Source organism: Pseudomonas sp. GW822-FHT05A08, assembly GCF_058800485.1.
Genome location: NZ_CM179511.1, coordinates 5,315,843 through 5,341,877, shown reverse-complemented (window position 1 = coordinate 5,341,877; position 26,035 = coordinate 5,315,843). Strand labels below are relative to the sequence as shown.

Genomic DNA, 26,035 nt, shown 5'->3' with positions numbered 1-26,035 from the left:
ACCGGGTTCATTCCACCCGCATCTCGCCGCTGAACACCAGGGTGTGCCGGCAACGCCGGCACAGATAACGCCGGCCCTGGGCGACCAGGCGATGGCGCTGGGCGGAAAACGGAAAGTCGTTGTCGCAGGGGCAGCGGTAGATGTAGCGGGTCACGCTGCGGCGCTGGATCTCGTAGGTGTGGCAGCGATTGGGCGGCAGTTCGTACACGCCGCGCATGATCAGTTGCCATTCTTCGCCGTGGGGCTGAATGCGCTCGCCGAACAGTTGGTGGGCGATCAGGTGCGCGACTTCATGGGCCACGGTCTGCTTGAGGAAGTCTTCGGTGTTTTCCCGGTACAGCTGCGGGTTGAAGCGCAGCAGGTTCTCGTGCAGGTGGGCGACACCGGCTTTCTGGCCGCGCAACTTGAGGCTGACCACCGGGCGTTTGAAAGGTCGTTTGAAAAAGGATTCAGCGAGTTGGAAACAGTCTTCGACGCGGGTATTGAGTTGCTCGGGCATGCTTAACGGCTCTCCAGAGCGGGTGAGTATGCCGCAAAGCCGATGCATTCCGAATCGTCCAGGCGCCGAATGGTCGTTGCGCAGATTAGAAGGCCGCCTTGCGGCGGCCTGTGTTGGCAGATTGTGTTGGTTTTTTGAGCGACGTCAGTTGGTGTAAACGGGGCCGACGCCAAGACCCCAAACGATCACGGTGAACGCCATGATCGCGACCAGCACCACCAGCCCAACGGCCAGTACGGAGCTTGAGAACAGGAAACCTTCGTCCGAGGGAATGTTCATGAAGGTCGGCAACCCGACATACAGCAGGTAGACGGTGTAGCAGATGGCGGCCGTGCCGACGATCATGCCCAGCCACATGTGCGGATACAGCGCCGCCAGGCCGCCGATGAACAGGGGCGTCGCGGTATAGGTGGCGAACGCGATGCAGCGCGCCAGGCTCGGGCTGGCGTCGTAGGTGCGGGCCATCCAGTGGACGAAGGCGCCCATGACCGCAACCCCGCCCAGCATCGCCAGGTACGACATGATGGTCATCCACAGCGCGCTTTCCATGGTCAGCATGACCGGTGCTCGATTGCCGATGACCCAACCGACCTGGGTGGTGCCGATAAACGCCGAAATCGCCGGAATTGCCGCGAGAATCAGCGTGTGGGTGAGGTACATGTGGCTGATGCTTTCCTCTTCGTCGCCACGTATTTCTCGCCATTCCTGATCGGGGTGGGTGAAGAGTCCCACGACATGATGAATCATAGTCAGTCACTCCTTTGTTATTGCCATCGCCCCCCAACGGAGCGCCTACGGGCCAGCGGCCAAGTAAGTAAAGGTCTGAATATGCGTGCGACCTTATGTCGCAGTATAGAAAGGACTGACCTGCAAAGGTCATGGGTGTTAGAGCAAATCGCGCTGTCGGCGCGGCTGGTAATCGCATTCGGCGATTTGATCGGTCGACTGGCGCCCGGCGCTTCGCCCGCGCGCGGTTTTTGCGTAAAATGACCGGCTTTTCGTCACACACCGCGGATTTCAAGCGCCATGGGCACTCTTACGGTCAACCAGAACAAACTGCAGAAACGCTTGCGCCGCCAGGCCGGGGAAGCGGTCGCCGACTTCAACATGATCGAAGACGGCGACAAGGTCATGGTCTGCCTGTCCGGCGGCAAGGACAGCTACACCATGCTCGACGTGCTGATGCACCTGCAGAAGGTTGCACCGATCAAGTTCGACATCGTCGCCGTGAACATGGACCAGAAGCAGCCCGGGTTCCCCGAGCACGTGCTGCCGGCCTACCTCGAGACACTGGGTGTGGAGTACCACATCGTCGAGAAGGACACCTATTCGGTGGTCAAGGAACTGATACCGGAAGGCAAGACCACCTGTTCGCTGTGCTCGCGCCTGCGTCGCGGCACCCTGTACACCTTCGCCGACGAGATCGGCGCGACCAAGATGGCCCTGGGTCACCACCGGGACGACATCGTCGAGACCTTCTTCCTCAACATGTTCTACAACGGCTCGCTCAAGGCCATGCCGCCCAAGCTGCGGGCCGACGACGGGCGTAATGTGGTGATCCGACCCCTGGCCTATTGCAGCGAGAAGGACATCCAGGCCTATTCCGACCTCAAGCAGTTCCCGATCATCCCGTGCAACCTCTGCGGCTCTCAGGAAAACCTGCAGCGCCAGGTGGTCAAGGAAATGCTCCAGGAATGGGAACGCAAGACCCCGGGCCGTACCGAAAGCATTTTCCGCGGCCTGCAGAACGTGGTGCCGTCGCAGCTGGCGGACCGCAACCTGTTCGACTTCACCAGCCTGAAGATCGATGAAACCGCGGCTTCGCGTTTCGTCAATGTGGTGAACCTCTGAGTCGTCTCGCGGCTCTGTATCGTGGAATCACGGCGCTCCTTCGAGCGCCGTTTCTTTATCGTCATTAGGAGAGGGCATGCGCGATTACAAGTGGCTGCACGAATACTGTCTGAACCGCTTCGGTTCGGCGGCCGAGCTGGAAGCCCATCTGCCGGTGCCGAAAACCCCGGCGCAATTGCGCAAGATCAGCGATGACCGTTATCTCTCGACCCTGGCCCTGCGGGTATTCCGCGCCGGCTTGAAGCACAGCCTGGTGGACGCCAAGTGGCCGGCCTTCGAAGAGGTGTTCTTTGGCTTCGACCCGGAAAAAGTGGTGCTGATGGGCGCCGAGCACCTCGAGCGGCTGATGCAGGACACGCGGATCATTCGCCACCTGGGCAAGCTCAAGAGCGTGCCGCGCAATGCGCAGATGGTGCTCGACGTGGAAAAGGAGAAGGGCAGTTTCGGCGCCTTGATCGCCGACTGGCCGGTGACCGACATCGTCGGCCTGTGGAAGTATCTGGCCAAGCACGGTCATCAGTTGGGCGGCCTGTCGGCCCCGCGCTTTCTGCGAATGGTCGGCAAGGACACCTTCGTGCCGACCTATGACGTGGTGGCGGCGCTGAATGCGCAGCAGATCATCGACAAGGTGCCGAGCAGCCTCAAGGACCTGGCCACCGTGCAGGGCGCCTTCAACCAGTGGCACGCCGAAAGTGGCCGGCCGCTGTGCCAGATCTCGATGATGCTGGCGTATACGGTCAATCACTGATCGGGGCGTGTTCCCTGGAGTACCGCGTCATCGTTCATCGCGAGCAAGCTTCGCTTCTACAGAAGTACAGGGTGCTCTGTAGGGGCGAGGCTTGCCCGCGACAGCGCGCCGTCAGGCGGCGCTGACCTGGCCTTCGCCCGCCAGTTTGCGGTTGAGCTGGAAGCGCCAGCGCACGTAGAGCAGGGCCGAGCAGAACACTGCCAGGCTGGCCAGCATCTCCAGGATGCCGAACAGCTGACGGTTCGGATCGTAGGCGGCCAGCGCGCCCTTGATGAAATACAGGTTCACCACAAAGCACATCCAGGAATGCCCGCGGGCGCTGCCCACCAGCATGCCCGGCGCCATCAACAGCAGCGGCACCAGTTCGATCAGCAGGATCACCCAGGGCCGGGCGCCGTGCAGGTCGGCGACGAACAGGTAGTAGCCGCAGAGCAGGCCGACCAGGCCGAAAAAACAGATCAGGCTCAGCACCCGGGTGATGCGTACGCGCGGCTCCAGCCATTCGATGGCCGGCAGGATCTTCGGCTTTTTAGCCACGGCTGCTCTCCAGTTGCAGGGCAGTCTTGGCCAGGCGCAGGCCCAGGGCGCGGCAGAGGGCGACCTCGTGCTCGTTCAGCGGGCTCTTGCCGTCGGCGCCGGCATGGTGGCTGGCCCCGTAAGGCGTGCCACCGCCACGGGTTTCCAGCAGGGCCGATTCGCTGTAGGGCAGGCCGGTGATCAGCATGCCGTGGTGCAGCAGCGGCAGCATCATCGACAACAGGGTGGTTTCCTGGCCGCCGTGCAGGCTGGCGGTGGAGGTGAACACCCCGGCCGGCTTGCCCACCAGGGCGCCGGTCAGCCACAGGTTACTGGTGCCGTCGAGGAAATACTTCAGCGGCGCGGCCATGTTGCCGAACCGGGTCGGACTGCCCAAGGCCAGGCCGGAGCAGTGCTTCAGGTCGTCGAGGCTGGCGTACAGCGCGCCGTCTTCCGGGATGCTCGGGGCCACGGCCTCGCAGTCGGCGGATATCGCCGGCACGGTGCGCAGGCGCGCTTCCATGCCACCTTGTTCGATGCCCCGGGCGATCTGCCGGGCCATCTCGTTGGTCGAGCCGTTGCGGCTGTAGTAGAGAACCAGGATGTACGGCGTACTCAAGGCAGGATCTCCAGCACGTTCTCCGGCGGCCGGCCGATGATGGCCTTGTCGCCGACTTCGAGAATCGGCCGTTCCATGAGTTTCGGGTGCGCGGCGATGGCGGCGATCAGCTGCGCTTCGCTGAGGCTGGCGTCGGCCAGGTTGAGGGTCTTGTACTCGTCTTCGCCGGTGCGCAGCAGCTGGCGGGCGCCGATCCCGAGCTTGCCCAGCAGGCTTTGCAGCTGGGCGGCATCGAGCGGGGTTTCCAGGTAGCGGACCACGGTTGGAGTCAGGCCACGGGCTTCCAGCAGTTCCAGCGCACCGCGGGATTTCGAGCAGCGCGGGTTGTGATAAAGCGTCAGATCGGTCATGGGCGGGTCGCATCTTGCGTAAGGTGGCGGCTATTCTACCTGTGCGACGGGCAGTCCTGAACCTTGCGAGGCGATGGGTCGCACGAGAAAGCGGGTTTGACGGTTTTTTTCAATACAAGGATCAAGGCATGGCAAGGCAACTGGCAGCGGCATTGGCGATCATCGGCACCTTGTTGCTGAGCGGCTGCGGTAACGATTACGGGGTCGATCAATATGGCCGGAAAGTCGCCGCCGAGCGCGTGGACAAGCAGTGGCTGGTGCTCAATTACTGGGCCGAATGGTGTGGGCCGTGCCGCACCGAGATTCCCGAGCTCAATGCATTGGCCGAAGGGCTCAAGGGCCAGCCGGTGAGTGTGCTGGGGGTCAATTTCGATAATGTGCAGGGCGAAGAACTGAAGAGCGCCAGTGAAAAACTGGGGATCAAGTTCACCGTGCTGGCGCAGAACCCGGCGGAGATTTTCGACTTGCCACGCAGCGAAGGCTTGCCGGTGACCTACATCATCGATGATCAGGGCAAGGTGCGTGAGCAACTGATGGGCGAACAGACCGCGGCGGGCGTGATGGCGAAGCTGGAAGCCCTGCGTGGGCATTGATCTGTAGCCGCCGCAGGCTGCGATCGGCCTGCAAGGCCGTTGCGATCTTGGGATCGCTGAAGGTCCTGCGGACCTTATCGCAACCTGCGGCAGCGGCTACAGGGGGTGGTATCAACCTTCCTCGAGCCACCAGCGCAACGGCTTGCCTTCGGCCGGCCAGAAGCGCACTTGCTCGATTGGGGAAATGTCCCAGCGCTGGACGGTTTCCAACGCCTGCAGGAAGCGTCGTTCCTGCTCCATCAGGGCTGGCGCGCACAGCTTGCGGGTGCTGCCGACCTTGCCGAAGCTGAGCTTGTCGCCCTCCAGGGTATAGGGCGCGAACCAGTGGTTGCAGCCGCCGTTGCCGTAGGCGCGCCCGTCTTCACCGAGGGTGATGGTCAGGTGGCTGTAGTCGATCAGCGGACGCTCGCCGATCCACTCCAGGATGTAGCTGCGATCCTGCTGCAGTTTCACCGGCTCCGCCGCGCAACCCAGCAGGCCGGCGCCGAACGCGGCGGTCAACGCCAGGCGTTTCATTGGGCGGCTCGCTGGCATTTCGGGCAGAGGTGTTTTTCCCCTTCGCTGATCCAGCCCAGCTCGGCGATCCGCGCGCTGGCCGCGGGCTTTTGCGCCTTGCTGCCCAGCTTGGCGTCCACCGCGAACTCGAAGCTCAGCTCGGCCGCGCAGCTGTCGCAGTTGACCTGCCACTGATGGATCGCCAGCTCGCCGAATACCGGACCACGGGCCACGGCGACCCACTGGCCGACCGGGTTGATCAGGTGCCGCACGGTTTCCACCGTCAGTCGCATCGACAGGTCCTTGCTGCCCTTGAGGGTGACGATCAGCACGTCGTCGTTGCGGATGGAACCACCGTTGCCGGTGACCTGATAGCGGCCGGGCACCAGGGCGCGGCATTCGATCAGAGTGTGTTGCGGGTTCATCAGGCTGTAGCGGAAATCGTGTTCGACCATGGGTCCTCCAAATCTGGCGCGTATGCTAGCACGCACCCCGATAGCTCAGGTTGCAGGCAGATGACCTTCGCTTACCGCCGGTCCGTCGACTCAGCCTTCCACCCGGTTGCAGGGCGCGCCGGCGGCCCAGGCGACGATGTTGTGCAAGGTGGTGTCGGCGATCGCCGCCAGGGCCTCGCGGGTGAGGAACGCCTGGTGGGCGGTGACAATCACGTTGGGGAAGGTCAGCAGCCGCGCCAGCACGTCGTCCTGTAGCGGCAGGTCGGAGCGGTCCTCGAAGAACAGCTGCGCCTCCTCTTCGTAGACATCCAGCCCCAGGTAGCCCAGTTGGCCGTTCTTCAGGGCCTCGATCAGTGCCGGGGTATCCACCAGGCCGCCGCGGCCGGTGTTGATCAGCATTGCGCCCGGTTGCATCCGGGCCAGGCTCTGGCGGTTGATCAGGTGTTTGCTGTCGGCGGTGAGCGGGCAGTGCAGGCTGACGATCTGCGCCTGGGCCAGCAGCTCCGGCAGGCTCAGGTAACGTGCGCCCAGGGCCTCGACTTGCGGGTTGGGGAAGGGATCGTGGGCCAACAACTGGCAGCCGAAGCCGGCCATGATCCGGGCAAATGTCGCGCCGATTTGCCCGGTGCCGACGATGCCGACGGTTTTTCCCACCAGGTCGAAGCCGGTCAGGCCGTGCAGGCTGAAGTCGCCTTCGCGGGTGCGGTTGTAGGCGCGGTGCAGGCGGCGGTTCAGCGCCAGGATCAGGGCCACGGCATGCTCGGCCACGGCATGGGGAGAATAGGCCGGGACCCGGACCACGCTCAGGCCCAGGCGTTTGGCCGCGGCCAGGTCGACATGGTTGTAGCCGGCCGAGCGCAGCGCGATCAGGCGCGTGCCGCCGGCGGCCAGTTGCTCCAGCACCGGGGCGCTCAGGTCGTCGTTGATAAAAGCGCAGACCACCTCGTGGTGCTCCGCCAGGGCCGCGGTGTCCAGGCTCAGGCGCGCGGCCTGGAACTGCAGCTCGATACCCGGCGGCGGCTCGGCACCGAGGAAGCTGTCGCGGTCATAGTTCTGGCTGCTGAAGAGAATCGTGCGCATGGCGTCGTCCTTGTGGGAGGTTGCCCCGAGCATGAACCTTCAGGGCAAACCTGTCGTTGCCCTGGGTCAGGCGTTGATGCGGGCCTCCGTGGCCAGGCGGTTGATGGCCCGTTCGAGTTCGTCGAGGGCGGCGAAGGCCTTGACGTCTTCCTGCTTGAGCAGGGTTTCGCTGCGCTGGCAGGCGGCGCGCAACTGCGGCACTCCACAGTAGCGGGTCGCCCCGTGCAGACGGTGGACCCGTTCGATCAGCGCATTGTGGTCGTTGGCGGCACGGGCGGCGCGAATCGCTTCACGGTCGGCCTCCAGCGAGGCCAGGAGCATCGCCAGCATGTCGGCGGCCAGGTCCGCCTTGCCGGCGGCCAGGCGCAAACCTTCGTCGTGATCCAGCACTTGCAGCTCGAGGCCGTTGCCGGACGGTTCGCCAGTGCGTTCCGGCCCCTGGTTGCGCAGGGCCAGACCGGTCCACTTCAGCACCACCTGAGCCAGTTGCCGCTCACTGATGGGCTTGGTCAGGTAGTCGTCCATGCCGCTTTGCAGCAGTGCGCGTTTTTCGTTGGCCATGGCGTGGGCGGTGAGGGCGATCACCGGCAGCGGCGTGCAGTTGCGCTCGCTCTCCCACTGGCGAATCGCCTCGGTGCTCTGGCGGCCGTCCATGCCGGGCATCTGCACGTCCATCATCACCAGATCGAAGGATTCGTTCTGCACCGCCTTGACCGCCGCATAGCCGCTGTCGACCGCGAGCACCTTGGCGCCCATGTCTTCGAGCAGGGTCTGCACCAGCAGCAGGTTGGCCGGGTTGTCATCGACACACAGCACCCGTGGCGGGCGACTGGCGATCGGTTCGCTCGGCTCGTTGCGCACCACCTTGGGGTTGACCAGGTCGGCCAGGGCGCGCCGCAGTTTGCGGGTGCAGGCCGGTTTGGCCTGCAACTGGCTGTGAGGGTTGGGCACCGACAGATGGAAGAGCGTCTGTTCGGTGGTCGGGCACAGCACCAGTACTTTGCAGCCCAGGTGTTCGAGGTCCCAGATGTGCTGGTTGAGGCGTTCCGGCGGCATGTCGTTGGTGGTGATGCCGAGCACTGCCAGATCGATCGCCTGTTCGGTCTGATGCACTCCGGTCACGCCGTTGGTCAGGGCTTCCAGGGTATTGAACGGCGTCACTTCCAGGCCGCAGTCCTCGAGTTGATGCTGCAGGGCCTGGCGCGCCAGTTCATGGTTCTCCAGGACCGCGATCCGCCTGCCGAGCAGCGGCGGGGCGGGCAGGTCTTCGGCGTCGTCGCGGGTTTTCGGCAGGCGCAGGCTGATCCAGAACTCCGAACCTTCGCCGGGCGTGCTGTCGACGCCGATCTCGCCACCCATCTGTTCGATCAGGCGCTTGGAAATCACCAGCCCCAGGCCGGTACCGCCAGGCTGGCGCGACAACGAGTTGTCGGCCTGGCTGAAGGCCTGGAACAGGGCACGCACGTCCTGGTTCGACAGGCCGATGCCGGTGTCCTGAATGCTGATGCGCAGTTGCACGCTGTCTTCGTGTTCTTCTTCGAGCATGGCGCGGGCGACGATGGTGCCTTCGCGGGTGAACTTGATGGCGTTGCTCACCAGGTTGGTGAGGATCTGCTTGAGGCGCAGCGGGTCGCCCACCAGCGACAGCGGGGTATCGCGATACACCAGGCTGACCAGTTCCAGCTGCTTGGCGTGGGCGGCCGGGGCGAGGATGGTCAGGGTGTCCTGCAACAGGTCGCGCAGGTTGAACGGAATACTGTCGAGCACCAGCTTGCCGGCTTCGATTTTCGAGAAGTCGAGAATTTCGTTGATGATTCCCAGCAGGCTGTCGGCGGACTTTTCGATGGTGCCCAGGTAATCCAGCTGGCGCGGGGTCAGTTCGCTTTTCTGCAGCAGGTGGGTGAAACCGAGGATGCCGTTGAGCGGCGTGCGGATTTCGTGACTCATGTTGGCCAGGAATTCCGATTTGATCCGGCTGGCCTCCAGGGCCTCCTTGCGCGCCAGGTCCAGTTCGATGTTCTGGATCTCGATGGTTTCCAGGTTTTGCCGGACGTCCTCGGTGGCCTGGTCGATGCTGTGTTGCAATTCTTCCTGGGCATTCTGCAGGGTGCCGGCCATGCGGTTGATGCCCGAGGCCAGCTCGTCCAGCTCCTGGCTGCCGAGCAAGGGCAGGCGGGTTTCCAGGTTGCCGTCCTTGAGTTGGGTAACGGCATGTTTGATCTGGCTCAGCGGGTTGTTGATGGTGCGCCCCATGCGCAGCGCCAGCAGGCCGGTGCAGATCAGCCCGGCGATAATCAGCAGCAGGCTGGCGAACAGGCTGCGGTAGCCGCGCAACAGCATGCTGTTATGGGACAGCTCCAGCTCGACCCAGCCGAGCAGGCGGTCGGACTCGTCGGGAATCAGGTCGCCGGCCAGGTTGCGGTGGCGGCCGAACACCGGCAGCAGATAGCGGGTGGCGTCGCTGCCGGTGCGTTGCAGCATCTGGCTGCCGTTACCGGTCGGCGCCTGGTTGAGCATGCTCGGGCCGGCATGGGCCAGGGGCGTGCGGTCGGGCGCGAGGAAGGTCACTGCGCGCACGTCCTGCTGTTCCAGGGACTGGGTGGCGATGCGTTCCAGCAGGGCGCTGTTCTTGTGGGCCAGGGCCGGTGCCACCAGGGGCGCCAGTTGCTCGGCGATCATTTCGCCGCGTTGCAGAAGCTGGGTTTGCAGGTCCGACTGCTGCATCCAGGTGAAATAACCGCCCAGCACCAACGCCATCAGGCTGGTTGGCAGCAAGGTCAGTAACAGCACGCGGCCTTTGATCCCCAGTTTCTTAAGCACGCAACTCTCCTGCTACCACGCCGTTTTGAATGAACCCTGCGCACATCCGGTGCGCACCACCTGCGCAGTGTAGCCATTTGCTTTGCCGCAATCTTCGCAAAATTAACCGTCGAACCGCTCAGGTGCCGCGGGTTAGCGAGCGCTTTGTCGACCGGTGTCGGTTGCCCGGCCGCGGACAATCTTGAATAATCGCCCAACTGAGAATTACTTGCAGAAGCTAATGAATCCCGTATCTGTCGGCCATCCCCGGATCCTGAGTATCGAAGACGACCTGGTGCTCGGTGCCTATGTGCATGAGCAATTGGGCCGTTGTGGGTTTGATGTCACCTGGTGCCAGAACGGCCAGGAAGGCCTGACGATGGCTCGCCAGCAACCTTTCGATGTGGTGCTGATGGACATCCTGCTGCCGGGGATGGACGGGCTGACGGTGCTCACCCATTTTCGCCAGAGCCATTCCACGCCGGTGCTGCTGATGTCGGCGCTGGGGGCCGAGGCCGATCGCATCAGCGGTTTTCGCCTGGGGGCCGACGATTATCTGCCCAAGCCCTTCAGCATGGCCGAGCTGCGGGTACGGATCGAAGCCATCCTGCGGCGCGTGGCCCTGGATCGCCGGCCGGCCCCGGCGCCGCTCAGGCAGGAAGCCCAGGGCCTGCGTTTCGACGACGAGCTGTGCGACGTGCATTACGGGCAACAGTGGGCCGGGCTGACCCGCAGCGAATACCGCCTGCTGGAGACGCTCAACCGCAACGGCGACGAGGTCCTGAGCAAACCCTTCCTTTATCAGCATGTGCTGCAGCGCGGCTATGCGCCCCATGATCGCAGCCTGGACATGCACATCAGCCAGATCCGCCGCAAACTCAAGGCCATCGGTTATGTCGCGCGGGAAGTGCGCACGGTCTGGGGCAAGGGCTATGTGCTGAGTGCCGTCGATGAAATGGCCTGAGCTGCCCGGCAGGCATTCGCTGTTCTGGAAGCTGGCCTGCCTGTTGGTCGCGTTCTGCCTGCTGATGATCTGGCTGAGCTGGTCCTGGGGCCGCTACATGGAACAGAAGAACCTGTTCCTTTCCGACGAGGCCCGCGGCACGCTGACCGGCTACGCCGCCGAAGCCGAACGGGCCTGGAACCAGGGGCAGAGCGCCGGGGTCGATGCCTGGCTGCAGGGTATGGCCGAGCGCGAGCGCCATTGGGTCGGGGTCATCGGCCGCGACCTGCAATCGCTGAGCAGTTATCCGCTGAGCGAAGCCGAGAGCCAGCACCTGACGTTCCTGCGCGGCCTGGATTGGCCGGTCAGCCGGCATACCCGTGGCTTGCCCTGGCTGAAGATTGCGTTTCCCAACGACCCGTCCGCCGGCAGCCTGGTGATCGAACTGCCCCAGCGCTTCATGCCCGGGCGCTACCGGGTGTTCTGGCGGGTGCTGACCAATGGCGTGATTCCTGGCCTGTTCACCCTGCTGCTGTGTGTCGGGCTGTATCGACTGCTGGTGGTGCCGCTGAATCAGCTGCGCGAACAGGCCAACGCCTGGCGCGCCGATCAACTGAATGCGCGGCTGTCGAGCCAGACCACCAGTCGCCAGGACGAGTTGGGTGAACTGGGCCGGGCGTTCGACCAGATGTCCGAGCGCCTGCAGGGCACCGTGGCCTTGCAGCAACAATTGCTGCGCGATCTTTCCCATGAATTGCGCACGCCCCTGAGTCGCCTGCGGGTCGCCTGTGACGGCGAGCAGAGCCTGCCAGCACTGCGCGAGCGGCTGGCGCGGGAAGTCGATGGCATGCAGCGGCTGGTGGACGACACCTTGCAACTGGCCTGGCTCGACACCGAGCGGGCACCGCTGGCCGAGGAAGACATCCAGATCCAGGCCCTGTGGGAAATGCTCACGGAAAACGCCTGCTTCGAAAGCGCCTGGTCCGCCACGCAACTGCATTGCGCGCTGGACGCCTCGTGCTGGGTCCGGGGCAATCTGAATACCTTGGCCCAGGCCTTGGAAAACATTCTGCGCAATGCCATTCGTCATTCGCCCGCGGGCGGTCGTGTGCTGCTGGACGGCCAGCGCCAGGGCGAGCATTGGTTGCTGTGGCTGGAGGATGAAGGGCCTGGCGTGGCCGACGCCGATCTGCAGCGGATCTTCGATCCCTTTATCCGCCTCGACGGCTCGCGCCCGGGCCATGGCGGTTTTGGCCTGGGGTTGAGTATTGCGCGCAACGCCGTGCAGCGTCAGGGCGGCCAGCTGTGGGCGGAAAATACCGGGCGTGGGCTGCGTTTGAACATGCGCCTGCGGGCTACGGTTGTGATGGACGCGCCTTCGCCCGAGGCTGATTCGCTGCCTTATATCGTTAAGCCATAAGACCCTCACTTTGCGTGATATGGCCTGCGAACGTTTGCCGGTATGATAGTCGCCCCCGCAGTCCGGATTGCGAATACGCCATGACCTTGCAGTACCCCACCATCGCCGATTGCGTCGGCAACACCCCGCTGGTCCGTTTGCAGCGCCTGCCTGGCGTCACCAGCAACACCCTGCTGCTCAAGCTCGAGGGCAATAACCCGGCGGGTTCGGTCAAGGACCGCCCGGCGCTGTCGATGATCACTCGCGCCGAGCTGCGTGGGCAGATTCACCCCGGCGATACGCTGATCGAAGCGACCTCGGGCAACACCGGGATTGCCCTGGCCATGGCCGCGGCGATCAAGGGCTACAAGATGATCCTGATCATGCCCGACAACTCCAGTGCCGAGCGCAAGGCGGCGATGACCGCCTATGGCGCCGAACTGATCCTGGTCAGCCAGGAAGAGGGCATGGAAGGCGCGCGCGACCTGGCCGAAAAGATGCAGGCCGAAGGTCGTGGCAAGGTGCTCGACCAGTTCGCCAACGGTGACAACCCGGAGGCGCACTACACCGGCACCGGCCCGGAAATCTGGCGGCAGACCGAGGGCACCATCACCCATTTCGTCAGCTCCATGGGTACCACTGGCACCATCATGGGCACCTCGCGTTATCTGAAGGAACAGAACCCGAACGTGCAGATCATCGGCCTGCAACCGATGGAAGGCTCGGCCATTCCCGGCATTCGCCGCTGGCCGCAGGAATACCTGCCGAAGATCTACCAGGCCAGTCGCGTCGATCGCATCGTCGACATGGCGCAAAGCGAAGCCGAAGAGGTGACCCGGCGCCTGGCCCGCGAAGAAGGCATCTTCTGCGGCGTGTCCTCGGGCGGTGCGGTGGCGGCGATGTTGCGCCTGTCCCGCGAAGTCGAAAACGCGGTGATTGTCGCGATCATCTGTGACCGTGGCGACCGTTACCTGTCGACCGGCATCTTCGATGCGCCCAACTGATGGCTAAGCCAGTCAGAGGCCTGCGCTTCCAGCCTTCGGGCGGCAGCCGCGCTGCGCAGATACCCGTCGGGAAAAAACAGCGCCTGACCATCGAGCGTCTGGCCAACGATGGTCGCGGCATTGCCTTCCTTGAAGGACGTACCTGGTTCGTCGCTGGCGCATTGGCGGGCGAAGAGGTCGAGGCGCGCGTGTTGGGCGCCCACGGCAAAGTGGTGGAGGCCCGTACCGAGCGGGTGTTCAGCGCCAGCGAGTTGCGGCGCCCGGCGCCATGTGCCCATGCCGGCCGTTGCGGTGGCTGCAGCGTGCAGCATCTGCCCCATGACGAACAGCTTGCCCTGAAACAGCGCATGCTCGCCGAGCAGCTATCGCGGGTCGCCGGTGTCGAGCCAGAGGTGTGGGCGGCGCCCTTGAGCGGTCCGGAGTTCGGCTACCGGCGCCGGGCTCGGGTCGCGGTGCGCTGGGACGCCAAGGCGAAAAAGCTCGAAGTGGGTTTTCGCGCCGCCGGCAGCCAGGACATCGTCGCCATCGACGAATGCCCGGTGCTGGTACAGCCCTTGCAACCGATCATGAGCCGCTTGCCGGCCATGCTGCAGCGCCTGAGCAAACCGCAGGCACTGGGGCATGTGGAATTGTTCAGCGGTTCGGCGATTGCCGTGCTGCTGCGCCATATGGCGCCGTTGTCCGCGGCCGACCTGGAGATTCTCCAGGCGTTCTGCGCATTCCATGAGGCCCAGTTGTGGCTGCATGGCGAAGGCGAGCCGCAACCGGTGGACCCGGACCAGGCCCTGGGCTATCGCCTGGAGCCCTGGAATCTGCAGCTGGCTTATCGGCCGGGAGACTTTGTCCAGGTCAACGCCGGGGTCAACGAGGCGATGGTGGCCCAGGCCCTGGAGTGGCTGGCGCCACAGGCCGACGAACGCGTGCTGGACCTGTTTTGCGGCTTGGGCAACTTTGCCTTGCCGCTGGCGCAGAACGTTCGGGAAGTGGTGGCGGTCGAAGGGGTGGCGACCATGGTCGCGCGTGCTGCGCAGAATGCCGCTAGCAACAATTTGCATAACACCCGGTTTTTTCAGGCCGATTTATCGCAGCCCCTGAGCGATGCCGAGTGGGCCCGCGAAGGCTTTTCTGCGGTACTCTTGGACCCACCTCGGGACGGTGCTTTCGAGGTGGTACGCAAGCTTGCGAGCCTGGGCGCCAAGCGCCTGGTTTATGTGTCATGCAACCCTGCCACTCTGGCGCGTGACACAGTCGAACTGGTCAGACAGGGCTACCGGTTAAAACGTGCCGGGATCCTCGATATGTTTCCTCAGACGGCACATGTCGAGGCCATGGCGTTATTTGAAGCGAGCTAGGATGGCTCGTCTAATCCGTTGGCCCGTCAGGCAGCACTCGCCGGCCCAGCGAGGAAATACTGGCAGTGAAGGTCAGCGATTTGACGCATTGAATGTGCGTCGTAGGGAAGGTAAAGCAAGATGGTACAGGTGAGAGCGCACCAGCCGATCAACACCGACGGCAGTATCAATCTCGAGGCGTGGCTCGATCATGCGGTCAGCGTCGACATGGCGCTGGACCGTGAAGCCTTGAAAGAAGCCTGCGAGTTCGCTCGTGAGGCAGAGCAACAACACATCGCGGCGAAGAATCTCAGCGGCGAGGACATGTCGAGTTTCAGCACTGGCCTGGAGATCGCGGAGATCCTCGCCGACCTCAAGCTGGATCAGGATTCGCTGGTGGCCGCGGTGCTTTACCGTGGCGTCCGGGAAGGCCAGATCCCGCTGCCGGCCGTCAGCCAGCGCTTCGGCCCGGTGGTGGCCAAACTGATCGACGGCGTGCTGCGCATGGCGGCGATCAGCGCCAGCCTCAGCCCCCGCCAATCCCTCGTGCTCGGCACCCAGGCCCAGGTGGAAAACCTGCGCAAGATGCTGGTGGCGATGGTCGATGACGTGCGCGTGGCGCTGATCAAGCTGGCCGAGCGGACCTGCGCGATCAGGGCGGTGAAAAACGCCGACGACGAGAAGCGCAACCGGGTCGCCCGGGAAGTCTTCGACATCTATGCACCGCTGGCGCATCGCCTCGGTATCGGCCATATCAAATGGGAGCTGGAGGACCTGTCCTTCCGCTACCTGGAGCCTGAGCAGTACAAGCAGATCGCCAAGTTGCTGCACGAGCGGCGCCTTGATCGCGAGCGTTTCATCTCCGACGTGATGAACCAGCTGCAGAACGAACTGCGGGCCACCGGCGTCGACGCCGACATCAGCGGCCGGGCCAAACACATCTATTCGATCTGGCGCAAAATGCAGCGCAAGGGCCTTGAGTTCAGCCAGATCTACGATGTGCGCGCGGTGCGCGTGCTGGTCCCGGAAATGCGCGACTGCTACACCGCGCTGGGGATCGTCCACACCCTGTGGCGGCACATTCCGAAAGAGTTCGACGACTACATCGCCAACCCCAAGGAGAACGGTTACCGCTCGCTGCACACGGCGGTCATCGGCCCTGAGGGCAAGGTCCTGGAAGTGCAGATCCGTACCCACGCGATGCACGAAGAGGCCGAGCTGGGGGTCTGCGCCCACTGGCGCTACAAGGGCACCGACGTCAAATCCGGTTCCAACCACTACGAAGAGAAAATCTCCTGGCTGCGTCAGGTGCTCGAGTGGCATGAGGAACTGGGGGATATCGGCGGCCTGGCCGAGCAACTGCGGGTGGATATCGAGCCGGACCGGGTCTATATCTTCACCCCCGACGGCCACGCCATCGACTTGCCGAAAGGCGCGACCCCGCTGGACTTCGCCTACCGTGTGCACACCGAGATCGGTCACAACTGCCGGGGCGCGAAGATCAACGGGCGCATCGTACCGCTCAACTACAGCCTGCAGACCGGCGAGCAGGTCGAGATCATCACCAGCAAGCACGGCACGCCGAGCCGCGACTGGCTGAACCCGAACCTGGGGTATGTCACCACCTCGCGGGCGCGGGCGAAGATCGTCCACTGGTTCAAGCTGCAGGCGCGCGATCAGAACGTGGCGGCGGGCAAGACCCTGCTCGAACGCGAACTCAATCGCCTCGACCTGCCGCAGGTGGATTTCGACAAGCTGGCCGACAAGGCCAACATGAAAACCGCCGAGGACATGTTTGCCGCCCTGGGCGCGGGCGACCTGCGTCTGGCGCAACTGGTCAACCTGGCTCAGCAACTGGTGGAGCCGGAACGCGGCAACGAACAGCTGGAACTGATCCCGCGCAAGGCCACCGGCTACAAGCCGGGCAAGCGCGGCGACATCCAGATCCAGGGCGTCGGCAACCTGCTGACCCAGATGGCCGGCTGCTGCCAGCCGCTGCCGGGGGATGCGATCGTCGGTTACATCACCCAGGGCCGTGGGGTGAGCATTCACCGCCAGGACTGTGCCTCGGTGCTGCAACTGGCCGGCCGCGAGCCGGAGCGGATCATCCAGGTCAGCTGGGGCCCGGTGCCGGTGCAAACCTATCCGGTGGACATCATCATTCGCGCCTACGACCGCTCCGGCCTGCTGCGTGACGTGTCCCAGGTGCTGCTCAACGAGCGGATCAACGTGCTGGCGGTCAACACCCGCTCGAACAAGGAGGACAACACCGCGCTGATGTCCCTGACCATCGAGATTCCGGGGCTGGACGCGTTGGGGCGGTTGCTGGGGCGTATTTCCCAGTTGCCGAACATCATCGAGACCCGCCGTAACCGTACCCCTTGAAAGTCGGAGCGTAGGAGCGAGGCTTGCCCGCGATGGCGATTTGTCTGACATACCGCTATCGCGGGCAAGCCTCGCTTCTACAGAAAACATGGTTTGGCAATGAGAGTGAGCGATGTACAGCCTTGAAGACCTGTTGCACCTGATGGCGCGGCTGCGGGACCCGCAGTACGGCTGCCCTTGGGATATCAAGCAGAGCTACGCCACCATCGTCCCCCACACCCTGGAAGAAGCCTACGAAGTGGCCGATGCCATCGAACGAGGCGATTTCGAGCACTTGCAGGGTGAGCTGGGCGATCTGCTGTTCCAGGTGGTGTATTACAGCCAGCTGGCGCGGGAGGAGGGGCGTTTCGAGTTCGATGGCGTGGTCGACAGCATCACCCGCAAGCTGATCCGTCGCCATCCCCATGTATTCCCTACCGGGGACCTGTACGCGCCGCTGGATATTCCGCGGCTGGATGAAGAACAGGTCAAGCAGCGCTGGGAAGAGATCAAGGCCGAGGAGCGTGCCGAGAAGTCGGCGCAGCCTTTGCAGTTGTCCTTGCTCGACGATGTGCCCGCGGCGCTGCCGGCCCTGTCCCGTTCGGCCAAGCTGCAAAAACGCGCGGCCCAGGTCGGTTTTGACTGGCCGGACGCCTTGCCGGTGGTGGACAAGATCCGCGAAGAGCTCGATGAAGTGCTCGAAGCCATGTCCGAGAATGACCCGCAGGCGATCGCCGACGAGGTGGGCGACTTGCTGTTCGCCGTGGTCAACCTGGCCCGACATCTGAAGGTCGATCCGGAAACCACCCTGCGTGGCGCCAATGCCAAGTTCGAGCGACGGTTCCGATTTATCGAGCAGGCATTGCGCGATACCCGCCGACCCATGGAAGATTGCACCCTCGAAGAGTTGGACGCCTTGTGGGGCGAAGCCAAACGTCAGGAAAAGAATTTGCCCAGCTGTGGCTGAGGCTGTTGCCTAAGTGAGTGAGCACCAATGAGCCTTTCCCTTCGCGACCAGTTGCTCAAAGCAGGGCTGGTCAACCAAAAGCAGGCCAAACAGGTCAGCAAAGAGAAACAGAAGCAGCAACGCCTGGTCCATAAAGGCCAGGTCGAGGCGGACGATACCCAGGCGCGCCTGGCCCAGGAGGCGCAGGCCGAGAAGGTCAAGCGCGACCAGGAACTCAACCGCCAGCAGCAGGAGAAGGCCGAGCAGAAGGCCCGTGCCGCGCAGATCAAGCAACTGATCGAAGTGTCGCGCCTGCCGAAGCTGACCACCGAGGACTACTACAACTTCGTCGATGACAAGAAGGTCAAGCGCCTATCGGTGAACACCCTGATGCGCAACAAGCTGAGCAGCGGCTCGCTGGCCATCGTGCACCATGCCGGCGGTTATGAGGTCATCCCGCGTGAAGCCGCGCTGAAGATCCAGGAGCGCGATCCACGGCGCATCGTTCAGCTCAACACGCCGACCGAGGCGCCGGACGAGGACGATCCGTACGCGGCCTACCAGATCCCTGACGATCTGATGTGGTAAACCCGCAGAAACAACAAACCCCGCCATGAGCGGGGTTTGTTGTTTCTGAAGCGCCTGCCGATGCGTGGCGGCAGGCGCGGCAGTCGTTGTGAGGTCAGGAGCTTTGCGGTGCGCGGTTCTGCTCCAGCTTCTCCAGTTCGGCCTTGTAATTATGGGCATCGCTCTCGGAATGAAACATTCCCACCAGCAAGTCTTGTTGATGCACGTCCCAGATCCGTACACCTGCGGCTACGCCTTCATGGGACATGTGTGAATCGTCGCGTTCAGTTACTTTTACAGTCATCTGCTAGCTCCAATCTCTATTGATCTGCAGCAAGGCGTGTGCAGGACTCTGTTATATATTTTGTTAGCTGGCTAAGTAAATTGCATTCAAATGCAACAATCTTTTGCAGATTTCGAAACAGTCCCGCAGGCCGCGGAAACTGTGGCATTCGGTCGCAGGGGCCGGAGTTTTATGACAAAAGTTTCATGTTGGGCGGCTGTCGTACTGGGTGTTTTGGCCCGGCGAGAGAGCCTGCCGGGTCGCCAGGAGGGCTGTGCTTGAGCGGCTAAATGGAAACACCAGGCGAAAAAAAGCCCCGCATCGGCGGGGCTTTTTCATTGTCGTGCGGCTTAGCTGCCTTTGACGGTCTTGCCGTTGACGGTGCCGTTCAGGAGCATGATGTTGTACTCCTTGCCGTCGGTTTCGACCTGTTGCAGGCGAACCAGCAGGTAATCCCAGTCCTTGGCGAACCACATGACGGTGATGCGTTTGCTTTGTGTCGGGTCGCGCACGCGCTCGACCTTGATCGCATCGATCTGGCCGGCCTTGGTGTCGACTTTTTCCGAGCCCAGGACGCGGAAGTCGTAGGTATCGACTTCGCCATCATCGACGACCTGGTAGCTCATGCTTTTCTTGCCGGCGGCTACATCGTGCTGCAGAGCGAGCTGGTAGGTGGATTTGTCGACCATGCCGCGATTGAGCGGGATCTTGACCGCATCGCCGCGATCGGTGCCGGTGACCATCTTGGCGTTCCAGTCGAAGTCCAGGTCGGCCTTCTTGGCTTTGCCGAGGCCGCCGCGCTCGAAGTGATAGGACTGCGGCAGCAGGGTGTCCTTGTCGAGCGTCAGGGTGCTTTCTTCAGTCAGGCTGGCGATCATCATCGAAGCCTTGAAGCTCAGCTTCCAGGTGCCATCGCCTTTCTTTTCCAGGCTGCGTTCGGCGGTACCGCTCATCGGCAGCTGTTTCCAGTCGGCGGTATAGCTGGCGGAGAAGGGTTGAAGGTCCGCAGCCTGCGCGAAGGGCAGGGCGAGCAGAGCACAAGCGAAGAGCAGGGCGCGACGCATAAAATCTCCTAATTACGAATCAAGTGGCCACTGGCGGCCAGTAACTGACCATCCAGTAAAGCACCCTGTTCGCCGAGTGTGAGTCGACCTTCGGCAAACCAGCGTACGGCCATCGGGTAAATCCGGTGTTCCTGGACGTGGACCCGCTGCGCCAGGCTTTGCGGCGAGTCGTGCAACTCTACCGGGATCACTGCCTGTACGACCAGTGGTCCGCCATCGAGTTCCTCTGTCACAAAGTGCACGCTGCAGCCGTGCTCGGTGTCTCCGGCCTCCAGCGCTCGCTGATGAGTGTGTAACCCTTTGTATTTGGGTAGCAGCGAAGGATGGATATTGAGCAGGCGACCCTGATAGTGCCGCACGAAGTCCGCGCTGAGAATGCGCATGAATCCGGCAAGCACCACGAGCTTGGGCTGGAAGGCGTCGATCAGTTCGATCAGTGCGGCATCGAAGGCCTCGCGGCCTTCGAATGCCTTGTGATCGAGGGCGCGGGTATCGATACCCGCATCCTGGGCGCGTTGCAGGCCGTAGGCGTCGGCGCGGTTGGATATCACCGCGCGGATGCGTGCCGGGCTGTCGTCGCCCTGGGTACTGTCGATCAGGGCCTGCAAGTTGCTGCCGGTACCGGACAACAGCACCACTACATCACAGGTGGCTGGCATCGGCTCTTGCATCAATGTGCCTTGAGGTTTTTCAGCTCGACCTGGGCAGCGCCTTCGGCGGCGCTAGCGATCTGACCAATGACCCAAGGTTGTTCGCCGGCTTCGCGCAGGACGTTCAGGGCGCTTTCAACATGCTCCTGAGCCACGCAGATCACCATGCCCACACCGCAGTTCAGCACGCGGTGCATTTCGTGTTCGTCGACGTTGCCTTTCTCTTGCAGCCAGTCGAATACCGCCGGGCGCTGCCAGCTGGCCACGTCGACCACGGCCTGGGCGCCTTTTGGCAGGACACGCGGGATGTTGTCCAGCAGGCCGCCGCCGGTGATATGGGCCATGGCCTTGACCGCGCCAGTGTCCTTGATCAGCTTGAGCAGTGGCTTGACGTAGATGCGGGTCGGGGCCATCAGCAGTTCGGTCAGCGGCTTGCCGTCGAGCTGGACGGTTTCGATATCGGCACCGGAGACTTCGATGATCTTGCGGATCAGCGAGTAGCCGTTGGAGTGCGGGCCGGACGATGGCAGGGCGAGCAGGGCGTCGCCGGTGGCAACCTTGGAACCGTCGATGATTTCGGCTTTTTCCACCACGCCGACGCAGAAGCCGGCCAGGTCGTAGTCTTCGCCTTCGTACATGCCGGGCATTTCAGCAGTTTCACCGCCGACCAGGGAGCAGCCAGCCAGTTCGCAGCCGGCACCGATACCGGTAACCACGGTGGCGGCAACGTCGACGTTCAGTTTGCCGGTGGCGTAGTAGTCGAGGAAGAACAGCGGCTCGGCACCGCAGACCACCAGGTCGTTGACGCACATGGCGACCAGGTCCTGGCCGATGCTGTCGTGTTTGTTCAGGTTCAGTGCCAGGCGCAGCTTGGTGCCCACGCCGTCGGTACCGGAGACCAGTACTGGCTGCTTGTAGCCGGCCGGGATTTCGCAGAGGGCGCCGAAACCGCCCAGGCCGCCCATGACTTCCGGGCGCGCAGTGCGCTTGGCGACGCTCTTGATGCGTTCGACCAATGCTTCACCGGCGTCGATGTCTACACCGGCGTCTTTGTAGCTCAGGGAGGGTTGCTTGCTCATGATCCAGGCCTTTAGGGGGGATTCAGGGGGTATCGACCGAGTCCAGGGAGGCCATTGAAACAGTCGCGGCGGCAATGCCGCGCAATCATTTCAGCGACCCCGGCTGTTGCCGGTCTGCGAAGGCGCGCGATTTTATCAGGCTTGAGGTGTAGCGGCCATCCTCGGGCCGACGGGCAGGGCATATCCGCTTAAAAAAAACCGCAATTGCGCGTGTCGATCGCGCCGCTCGGGGCTGTATAAGGTATAGCCTTGTACCCGCTATCGTTATGACAGCACGAAAACTTCCATCGACCGGGTGAATGTTTGCCCAGACTTTGTGGTCACAGCCTGGGTCAATCCTGTTCATGCGGTCTGTTCCAGCCGCCTTTTGTCGTCGGGAATCCTCCATGCGTTTGTGTAAATTTCTTTTTGTGGGCTGTTTGTCATTGGTCAGCCTGGCGAGTCATGCCGAAACCCTCAATAACCTGTATCAGGTCCGCGAACCGGTCAGCAGCCAGGCCCCTGGCGAGCGCGATCAGGCCACCCAGCGGGCCCTGGAAACCCTGGTATTGCGCCTGACCGGCGATAGCAAGGCCCTGCAGAACCCGGGACTGGCGGCGATCCGCAAGGACCCGCAGCAGATCATCAGCCAGTACGGCTACGACGCCGGTCCTCCCGAAAGCCTGCAGGTCGACTTCGACCCGGCCAGCACCGACCGGGCGTTGCGCCAGGCTGGCCTGTCGCTGTGGGGCAGTAATCGCCCGTCGATTCTCGGCTGGTGGCTGACCGACTCCAGTGAAGGTTCCAGCCTGGTGGGCGATGGCCAGGCCAGCGCCACGCCGTTGCGCCGCGCTGCCCTGCATCGCGGCCTGCCGCTGCGTTTGCCGCTGGGTGACCTGAATGAGCAGATTGTCGCTACGGCGCCGAATCTCGAAGGTTCCGATCCGGCGCCATTGCGCGCCGCGTCGGAGCGTTACGGCGCGGACGCCCTGCTGGCGGTGCATGCCAGTGAAGAGGGCGGTCAGTGGCAGGCCAAATGGCGCCTGTGGCTGGGTGACCAGAAGGAACAGGGCAGCGTCCAGGGAGCTGATGTGCCGGCCTTGGCCGATGCCGTGCTGTTGGCGGTCAGCCAGCGCCTGGCCCCGCGTTTCGCGGTCAAGCCGGGCGCATCCAGCGAGCAGTTGCTGGAAGTGCAGGGCATGAACCTGGAGCGCTATGCGGCGTTGGGCCGTTTGCTCGAGCCCTTCGGTGGGCGTTTGCAGAGCGTCGATGGTGATCGTTCGGTGTACCGGGTCAGCGGCAGCGCCGAGCAGTTGCGTGCGCAACTGAGCCTGGCACGGTTGCAGGAAGTCCCGGCGGGCGCTGTGCCTGTTCGCCCGACTGTCGAAGGCGCGACACCTGCGCCTTCGCCGGCCGCGCAGCTGCGGTTTCGCTGGTAGGTTTTCTTTCTTTATATAGAAGCAATGGAGTGGTTCATGGCTGATACGCGTCGATGGGTCTGGTTGGGTGGGTTGGTCCTGCTCTGTGGATTTGTGTACCTGTTGCATCCGATCCTGACGCCGTTCCTGGTGGCCTTGCTGTTGGCTTATCTGTTCGATCCGCTAGTGGACCGCCTGGAAAAGCTCGGGTTGTCGCGCACCTGGGGCGTGGTGGCGGTATTTGCCCTGTTCACCCTGATCGTCATGGCGTTGTTGCTGGTGCTGGTGCCTATGCTCGCCAAGCAGCTGCTGCGCCTGTACGAACTGGCGCCGCAGATGCTCGATTGGCTGCAGCACACGGCAATGCCCTGGGCGCAGTCCAAGCTGGGCTTGTCCGATGGTTTCTGGAAGTTCGACAAGGTCAAGGCGGCGATCAGCGAGCACATGGGGCAGACCACCGATATCGTCGGCGTGGTCCTGAGCCAGGCAACGGCCTCCAGCCTGGCGCTGATTGGCTGGCTGGCCAATCTGGTGCTGATTCCGGTGGTCAGCTTTTACCTGCTGCGCGACTGGGACCTGATGATGGCGAAGATCCGCAGCCTGTTGCCCCGTGATCGCGAGGAGCGTGTGGTGGCGCTGGCGGGGGAATGCCATGAAGTGCTGGGGGCGTTCGTCCGTGGCCAGCTGCTGGTGATGGTGGCCCTGGGGATGATCTATGCGGCCGGCCTGATGCTGGTCGGGCTGGAACTGGGGCTGTTGATCGGTCTGATTGCCGGCCTGGCGGCCATCGTGCCGTACATGGGGTTTGTCATCGGCATCGGCGCGGCGCTGATTGCCGGGTTGTTCCAGTTCGGCGGCGACCTGTACCCGATGATCGGCATCGTGGCCGTGTTCATGGTCGGCCAGGCCCTGGAGGGCATGGTGCTGACCCCCTTGCTGGTGGGAGACCGGATCGGCCTGCACCCGGTGGCGGTGATCTTCGCGATTCTCGCCGGTGGCGAGCTGTTCGGTTTCACCGGCATCCTGCTGGCCTTGCCGGTGGCGGCGGTGATCATGGTGCTGGTGCGCCATGTGCACGACTTGTACAAGGATTCGGACATCTATAGCGGTGTAGAGGAGTCCGAGTTGTAACGTCCACGGTTAACGCTTTCGGGGCGCCTGCGTTTCAGGCGGGTGCCATCGAGAGTGTTTACAGCTGTCACATCCACCGTCAAAGAAACCCCCGTGATTTCATCAGGCTAACGCAAACCTTTGATTTTGCTTGTGGTCTGCTACATTGTGCGCCCGGCGTCACGGGTATAAACTTTGCAAACTTTACACAGAGGCCACTAACGGTTCGTTTGGAACTGTTCAGTCAGCATGAAACCGATTCAGCTGCCCCTAGGTGTGCGTCTGCGTGATGACGCCACCTTCATCAACTACTACCCAGGCGCCAATGCCGCTGCACTCGGCTATGTCGAGCGGCTTTGCGAAGCCGACGCCGGCTGGACCGAAAGCCTGATCTACCTCTGGGGCAAGGATGGGGTAGGGCGTACGCACTTGCTGCAGGCGGCCTGCCTGCGGTTCGAGCAGTTGGGGGAGCCAGCGGTCTATTTGCCCCTGGCGGAATTGCTGGACCGCGGCATCGAAATCCTCGACAACCTGGAACAGTACGAACTGGTCTGCCTGGACGACTTGCAAGCGGTGGCGGGCAAGGCTGACTGGGAAGAGGCGTTGTTTCATCTGTTCAACCGCTTGCGTGACAGCGGCCGGCGCCTGTTGATCGCGGCTTCGACCTCTCCACGAGAGCTGCCGGTGAAGCTGGCGGACCTCAAATCCCGCCTGACTCTGGCGCTGATCTTCCAGATGCGCCCGCTCTCCGATGAAGACAAGCTGCGTGCATTGCAATTGCGCGCCTCGCGTCGCGGGCTGCACCTGACCGACGAAGTCGGGCACTTTATCCTGACGCGCGGTACCCGCAGCATGAGTGCCTTGTTCGAGCTGTTGGAGCGCCTCGATCAGGCGTCCTTGCAGGCTCAGCGCAAGCTGACCATTCCCTTTCTCAAAGAAACCCTGGGCTGGTAAAACCGCGGGCGGTAGTGGCTTTTTGGCATATTCCAGACGCCAGAAACCCGCATCCGGAAGCGGTTCCAGAGGCGCGTGCGTTTAAAATGGGCTTAAGGCCTTAGATGTTGAATAGAAACCGATAAGTCACATTTCAATCGATTGAATTTGCAAATTAGAGCGATAGAAGGCATAGTCGCGGCTTCTTTATAACTTTAAGCCACGGTCGTGCCCATGCTGAAGCGCTTCGCACCCCTCGTGCCTCTTGCACTCGTTACCCTGTTGTTTGGTTGCGCCACCCACTCTCCGGTGAGCCAACAAGAGCAGCAACAACAGGTTCAAAACTCTTCAAAAGCCCAGTCTTCCGCTATTTTCCAGGAAGAGCTGGCAACCGAAAAAGAACTCGCCGAGTTCGCTGACAGCAAGCCTTACCAGCTGCCAGTGCTGGCTGACAGTATTCTCGAACGTGGCATGTCCCTGATCGGTACCCGTTACCGTTTCGGCGGTACCTCTGAAGCCGGTTTCGATTGCAGCGGTTTCATCGGCTATCTGTTCCGTGAAGAAGCCGGCATGAATCTGCCGCGCTCCACCCGTGAAATGATCAACGTTGATGCTCCGCTGGTTGCGCGTAACAAGCTGCAGCCGGGCGATCTGCTGTTCTTCGCCACCAATGGCCGCCGCGGTCGCGTAAGCCACGCTGGCATCTACCTGGGCGATGACCAGTTCATCCACTCCAGCAGCCGCCGCAGCGGTGGCGTGCGGGTGGACAGCCTGGGTGACAGCTACTGGAGCAAGACCTTCATCGAAGCCAAGCGCGCCCTCGCCATGGCCCCGACCGTGGTCACCGCACGCAAGTAAGCGGACTTTTTGTAAGGTGAAGTTAAAGTCTTACTTGAAGTTTGGCGCGTAGACGCTAGAATCCTGATCTATTGTTGAAAACTAACCGCGTAAGCCCTGCTT

At 62.8% G+C, this 26,035-nt stretch carries 27 protein-coding genes; 14 read left to right on the top strand and 13 right to left on the bottom strand.

Annotated elements, in window-relative coordinates; genetic code table 11:
* Positions 1-7: 7 nt before the first annotated feature.
* Positions 8-499, bottom strand: coding sequence for a SprT family zinc-dependent metalloprotease (locus AC3RCP_RS23885; RefSeq protein ID WP_007931787.1), 492 nt, complete (start codon positions 497-499; stop codon positions 8-10).
* 144 nt (positions 500-643) lie between these two features.
* On the bottom strand, positions 644-1,246 hold the full coding sequence (locus AC3RCP_RS23880) for a Yip1 family protein (protein WP_007931790.1): 603 nt from the start codon (positions 1,244-1,246) through the stop codon (positions 644-646).
* Positions 1,247-1,525: 279 nt separating this feature from the next.
* On the opposite strand from AC3RCP_RS23880, the gene ttcA reads away from it, so the two are divergent.
* Positions 1,526-2,350 carry a tRNA 2-thiocytidine(32) synthetase TtcA gene (gene ttcA / locus AC3RCP_RS23875; protein ID WP_007931792.1) on the top strand — a complete coding sequence of 275 codons (825 nt, stop codon included), beginning with the start codon at positions 1,526-1,528 and terminating at the stop codon, positions 2,348-2,350.
* Positions 2,351-2,426: 76 nt separating this feature from the next.
* Complete coding sequence (locus AC3RCP_RS23870; RefSeq protein ID WP_009050287.1) at positions 2,427-3,098, top strand: DNA-3-methyladenine glycosylase I; 672 nt, start codon at positions 2,427-2,429, stop codon at positions 3,096-3,098.
* 111 nt (positions 3,099-3,209) lie between these two features.
* Here AC3RCP_RS23870 and AC3RCP_RS23865 read toward each other — a convergent pair whose 3' ends face one another.
* From AC3RCP_RS23865 to arsC, 3 genes are read right to left on the bottom strand one after another with little or no spacing between them, the layout of a single operon-like run.
* Positions 3,210-3,635 (bottom strand): DUF2069 domain-containing protein, encoded by a 426-nt coding sequence (locus AC3RCP_RS23865; RefSeq protein WP_053262269.1) that lies wholly within the window; start codon positions 3,633-3,635, stop codon positions 3,210-3,212.
* Complete coding sequence (gene wrbA, locus AC3RCP_RS23860) at positions 3,628-4,233, bottom strand: NAD(P)H:quinone oxidoreductase (RefSeq protein ID WP_007931797.1); 606 nt, start codon at positions 4,231-4,233, stop codon at positions 3,628-3,630. The genes AC3RCP_RS23865 and wrbA overlap by 8 nt, the downstream gene beginning before the upstream one ends.
* Positions 4,230-4,583, bottom strand: a complete 354-nt coding sequence (arsC, locus tag AC3RCP_RS23855; RefSeq protein ID WP_007931799.1) for an arsenate reductase (glutaredoxin) — start codon at positions 4,581-4,583, stop codon at positions 4,230-4,232. The genes wrbA and arsC overlap by 4 nt, the downstream gene beginning before the upstream one ends.
* A gap of 128 nt (positions 4,584-4,711) precedes the next feature.
* Here arsC and AC3RCP_RS23850 point away from each other — a divergent pair, with 128 nt between their 5' ends.
* Entirely contained in the window at positions 4,712-5,176 is a 465-nt protein-coding gene (locus tag AC3RCP_RS23850; protein WP_007931800.1) for a TlpA disulfide reductase family protein, read from the top strand.
* Between the two features lie 111 nt (positions 5,177-5,287).
* Here AC3RCP_RS23850 and AC3RCP_RS23845 read toward each other — a convergent pair whose 3' ends face one another.
* From AC3RCP_RS23845 to AC3RCP_RS23830, 4 genes are all read right to left on the bottom strand, one after another.
* Positions 5,288-5,692, bottom strand: a complete 405-nt coding sequence (locus tag AC3RCP_RS23845) for an META domain-containing protein (RefSeq protein ID WP_101338802.1) — start codon at positions 5,690-5,692, stop codon at positions 5,288-5,290.
* Positions 5,689-6,126, bottom strand: coding sequence for a hypothetical protein (locus AC3RCP_RS23840; RefSeq protein WP_009050281.1), 438 nt, complete (start codon positions 6,124-6,126; stop codon positions 5,689-5,691). Before AC3RCP_RS23840 ends, AC3RCP_RS23845 begins: the two co-directional genes overlap by 4 nt.
* 90 nt (positions 6,127-6,216) lie before the next feature.
* Positions 6,217-7,206 (bottom strand): 2-hydroxyacid dehydrogenase, encoded by a 990-nt coding sequence (locus AC3RCP_RS23835; protein WP_274299973.1) that lies wholly within the window; start codon positions 7,204-7,206, stop codon positions 6,217-6,219.
* A gap of 66 nt (positions 7,207-7,272) precedes the next feature.
* The gene (locus AC3RCP_RS23830; protein WP_007927747.1) at positions 7,273-10,026 is read right to left on the bottom strand and encodes a response regulator; all 2,754 of its coding nucleotides are present in this window, start codon (positions 10,024-10,026) and stop codon (positions 7,273-7,275) included.
* 220 nt (positions 10,027-10,246) lie between these two features.
* Here AC3RCP_RS23830 and AC3RCP_RS23825 point away from each other — a divergent pair, with 220 nt between their 5' ends.
* From AC3RCP_RS23825 to AC3RCP_RS23795, 7 genes are all read left to right on the top strand, one after another.
* Complete coding sequence (locus tag AC3RCP_RS23825; RefSeq protein ID WP_101338799.1) at positions 10,247-10,969, top strand: response regulator transcription factor; 723 nt, start codon at positions 10,247-10,249, stop codon at positions 10,967-10,969.
* Complete coding sequence (locus tag AC3RCP_RS23820) at positions 10,956-12,368, top strand: histidine kinase sensor domain-containing protein (RefSeq protein WP_492570851.1); 1,413 nt, start codon at positions 10,956-10,958, stop codon at positions 12,366-12,368. Before AC3RCP_RS23825 ends, AC3RCP_RS23820 begins: the two co-directional genes overlap by 14 nt.
* A gap of 80 nt (positions 12,369-12,448) precedes the next feature.
* On the top strand, positions 12,449-13,351 hold the full coding sequence (cysM, locus tag AC3RCP_RS23815) for a cysteine synthase CysM (RefSeq protein ID WP_053262263.1): 903 nt from the start codon (positions 12,449-12,451) through the stop codon (positions 13,349-13,351).
* Complete coding sequence (gene rlmD / locus AC3RCP_RS23810) at positions 13,351-14,703, top strand: 23S rRNA (uracil(1939)-C(5))-methyltransferase RlmD (protein ID WP_101338797.1); 1,353 nt, start codon at positions 13,351-13,353, stop codon at positions 14,701-14,703. Before cysM ends, rlmD begins: the two co-directional genes overlap by 1 nt.
* 120 nt (positions 14,704-14,823) lie before the next feature.
* Positions 14,824-17,067, top strand: coding sequence for a GTP diphosphokinase (gene relA, locus AC3RCP_RS23805; RefSeq protein WP_007927768.1), 2,244 nt, complete (start codon positions 14,824-14,826; stop codon positions 17,065-17,067).
* A 112-nt stretch (positions 17,068-17,179) separates the two neighbouring features.
* Entirely contained in the window at positions 17,180-18,013 is an 834-nt protein-coding gene (gene mazG / locus AC3RCP_RS23800) for a nucleoside triphosphate pyrophosphohydrolase (protein ID WP_053262260.1), read from the top strand.
* Positions 18,014-18,040: 27 nt separating this feature from the next.
* A complete protein-coding gene (locus AC3RCP_RS23795) occupies positions 18,041-18,580 on the top strand; it encodes a DUF2058 domain-containing protein (protein ID WP_007927770.1) in 540 nt (179 codons plus the stop codon).
* Between the two features lie 94 nt (positions 18,581-18,674).
* Here the strand turns inward: AC3RCP_RS23795 and AC3RCP_RS23790 are convergent, their stop codons facing one another.
* The 4 genes from AC3RCP_RS23790 to purM all read right to left on the bottom strand — a co-directional run bounded on the left by AC3RCP_RS23790 (position 18,675) and on the right by purM (position 21,635).
* Positions 18,675-18,863, bottom strand: a complete 189-nt coding sequence (locus tag AC3RCP_RS23790) for a hypothetical protein (protein WP_016702508.1) — start codon at positions 18,861-18,863, stop codon at positions 18,675-18,677.
* 329 nt (positions 18,864-19,192) lie between these two features.
* Positions 19,193-19,906: a DUF3108 domain-containing protein gene (locus tag AC3RCP_RS23785; RefSeq protein WP_007927772.1), complete on the bottom strand. Its 714-nt coding sequence runs from the start codon at positions 19,904-19,906 to the stop codon at positions 19,193-19,195.
* A gap of 8 nt (positions 19,907-19,914) precedes the next feature.
* Positions 19,915-20,565: a phosphoribosylglycinamide formyltransferase gene (purN, locus tag AC3RCP_RS23780; protein WP_101339476.1), complete on the bottom strand. Its 651-nt coding sequence runs from the start codon at positions 20,563-20,565 to the stop codon at positions 19,915-19,917.
* An 11-nt stretch (positions 20,566-20,576) separates the two neighbouring features.
* The gene (gene purM, locus AC3RCP_RS23775; protein WP_007927774.1) at positions 20,577-21,635 is read right to left on the bottom strand and encodes a phosphoribosylformylglycinamidine cyclo-ligase; all 1,059 of its coding nucleotides are present in this window, start codon (positions 21,633-21,635) and stop codon (positions 20,577-20,579) included.
* Between the two features lie 386 nt (positions 21,636-22,021).
* Between purM and AC3RCP_RS23770 the strand changes: the two genes are divergently transcribed.
* The 4 genes from AC3RCP_RS23770 to AC3RCP_RS23755 all read left to right on the top strand — a co-directional run bounded on the left by AC3RCP_RS23770 (position 22,022) and on the right by AC3RCP_RS23755 (position 25,933).
* The gene (locus tag AC3RCP_RS23770; protein ID WP_101338796.1) at positions 22,022-23,053 is read left to right on the top strand and encodes a DUF2066 domain-containing protein; all 1,032 of its coding nucleotides are present in this window, start codon (positions 22,022-22,024) and stop codon (positions 23,051-23,053) included.
* 36 nt (positions 23,054-23,089) lie between these two features.
* Complete coding sequence (locus AC3RCP_RS23765; protein ID WP_007927776.1) at positions 23,090-24,163, top strand: AI-2E family transporter; 1,074 nt, start codon at positions 23,090-23,092, stop codon at positions 24,161-24,163.
* 228 nt (positions 24,164-24,391) lie between these two features.
* Positions 24,392-25,096, top strand: a complete 705-nt coding sequence (gene hda, locus AC3RCP_RS23760; protein WP_007898944.1) for a DnaA regulatory inactivator Hda — start codon at positions 24,392-24,394, stop codon at positions 25,094-25,096.
* Between the two features lie 213 nt (positions 25,097-25,309).
* Positions 25,310-25,933 (top strand): C40 family peptidase, encoded by a 624-nt coding sequence (locus AC3RCP_RS23755; RefSeq protein WP_025805656.1) that lies wholly within the window; start codon positions 25,310-25,312, stop codon positions 25,931-25,933.
* The last annotated feature ends 102 nt before the right edge of the window (positions 25,934-26,035 follow it).

Bases quoted from the DNA above. Each gene is read 5' to 3' on its own strand.
- AC3RCP_RS23885 (WP_007931787.1), bottom strand. From the start codon at position 499: ATGCCCGAGCAACTCAATACCCGCGTCGAAGACTGTTTCCAACTCGCT.
- AC3RCP_RS23770 (WP_101338796.1), top strand. From the start codon at position 22,022: ATGCGTTTGTGTAAATTTCTTTTTGTGGGCTGTTTGTCATTGGTCAGC.
- AC3RCP_RS23755 (WP_025805656.1), top strand. From the start codon at position 25,310: ATGCTGAAGCGCTTCGCACCCCTCGTGCCTCTTGCACTCGTTACCCTG.
- AC3RCP_RS23850 (WP_007931800.1), top strand. From the start codon at position 4,712: ATGGCAAGGCAACTGGCAGCGGCATTGGCGATCATCGGCACCTTGTTG.
- AC3RCP_RS23825 (WP_101338799.1), top strand. From the start codon at position 10,247: ATGAATCCCGTATCTGTCGGCCATCCCCGGATCCTGAGTATCGAAGAC.
- hda (WP_007898944.1), top strand. From the start codon at position 24,392: ATGAAACCGATTCAGCTGCCCCTAGGTGTGCGTCTGCGTGATGACGCC.
- purM (WP_007927774.1), bottom strand. From the start codon at position 21,635: ATGAGCAAGCAACCCTCCCTGAGCTACAAAGACGCCGGTGTAGACATC.
- ttcA (WP_007931792.1), top strand. From the start codon at position 1,526: ATGGGCACTCTTACGGTCAACCAGAACAAACTGCAGAAACGCTTGCGC.
- AC3RCP_RS23880 (WP_007931790.1), bottom strand. From the start codon at position 1,246: ATGATTCATCATGTCGTGGGACTCTTCACCCACCCCGATCAGGAATGG.
- AC3RCP_RS23795 (WP_007927770.1), top strand. From the start codon at position 18,041: ATGAGCCTTTCCCTTCGCGACCAGTTGCTCAAAGCAGGGCTGGTCAAC.
- AC3RCP_RS23790 (WP_016702508.1), bottom strand. From the start codon at position 18,863: ATGACTGTAAAAGTAACTGAACGCGACGATTCACACATGTCCCATGAA.
- arsC (WP_007931799.1), bottom strand. From the start codon at position 4,583: ATGACCGATCTGACGCTTTATCACAACCCGCGCTGCTCGAAATCCCGC.
- AC3RCP_RS23845 (WP_101338802.1), bottom strand. From the start codon at position 5,692: ATGAAACGCCTGGCGTTGACCGCCGCGTTCGGCGCCGGCCTGCTGGGT.
- AC3RCP_RS23870 (WP_009050287.1), top strand. From the start codon at position 2,427: ATGCGCGATTACAAGTGGCTGCACGAATACTGTCTGAACCGCTTCGGT.
- mazG (WP_053262260.1), top strand. From the start codon at position 17,180: ATGTACAGCCTTGAAGACCTGTTGCACCTGATGGCGCGGCTGCGGGAC.
- cysM (WP_053262263.1), top strand. From the start codon at position 12,449: ATGACCTTGCAGTACCCCACCATCGCCGATTGCGTCGGCAACACCCCG.
- purN (WP_101339476.1), bottom strand. From the start codon at position 20,565: ATGCCAGCCACCTGTGATGTAGTGGTGCTGTTGTCCGGTACCGGCAGC.
- relA (WP_007927768.1), top strand. From the start codon at position 14,824: ATGGTACAGGTGAGAGCGCACCAGCCGATCAACACCGACGGCAGTATC.
- rlmD (WP_101338797.1), top strand. From the start codon at position 13,351: ATGGCTAAGCCAGTCAGAGGCCTGCGCTTCCAGCCTTCGGGCGGCAGC.
- AC3RCP_RS23765 (WP_007927776.1), top strand. From the start codon at position 23,090: ATGGCTGATACGCGTCGATGGGTCTGGTTGGGTGGGTTGGTCCTGCTC.
- AC3RCP_RS23820 (WP_492570851.1), top strand. From the start codon at position 10,956: ATGAAATGGCCTGAGCTGCCCGGCAGGCATTCGCTGTTCTGGAAGCTG.
- AC3RCP_RS23785 (WP_007927772.1), bottom strand. From the start codon at position 19,906: ATGCGTCGCGCCCTGCTCTTCGCTTGTGCTCTGCTCGCCCTGCCCTTC.
- AC3RCP_RS23840 (WP_009050281.1), bottom strand. From the start codon at position 6,126: ATGGTCGAACACGATTTCCGCTACAGCCTGATGAACCCGCAACACACT.
- AC3RCP_RS23835 (WP_274299973.1), bottom strand. From the start codon at position 7,206: ATGCGCACGATTCTCTTCAGCAGCCAGAACTATGACCGCGACAGCTTC.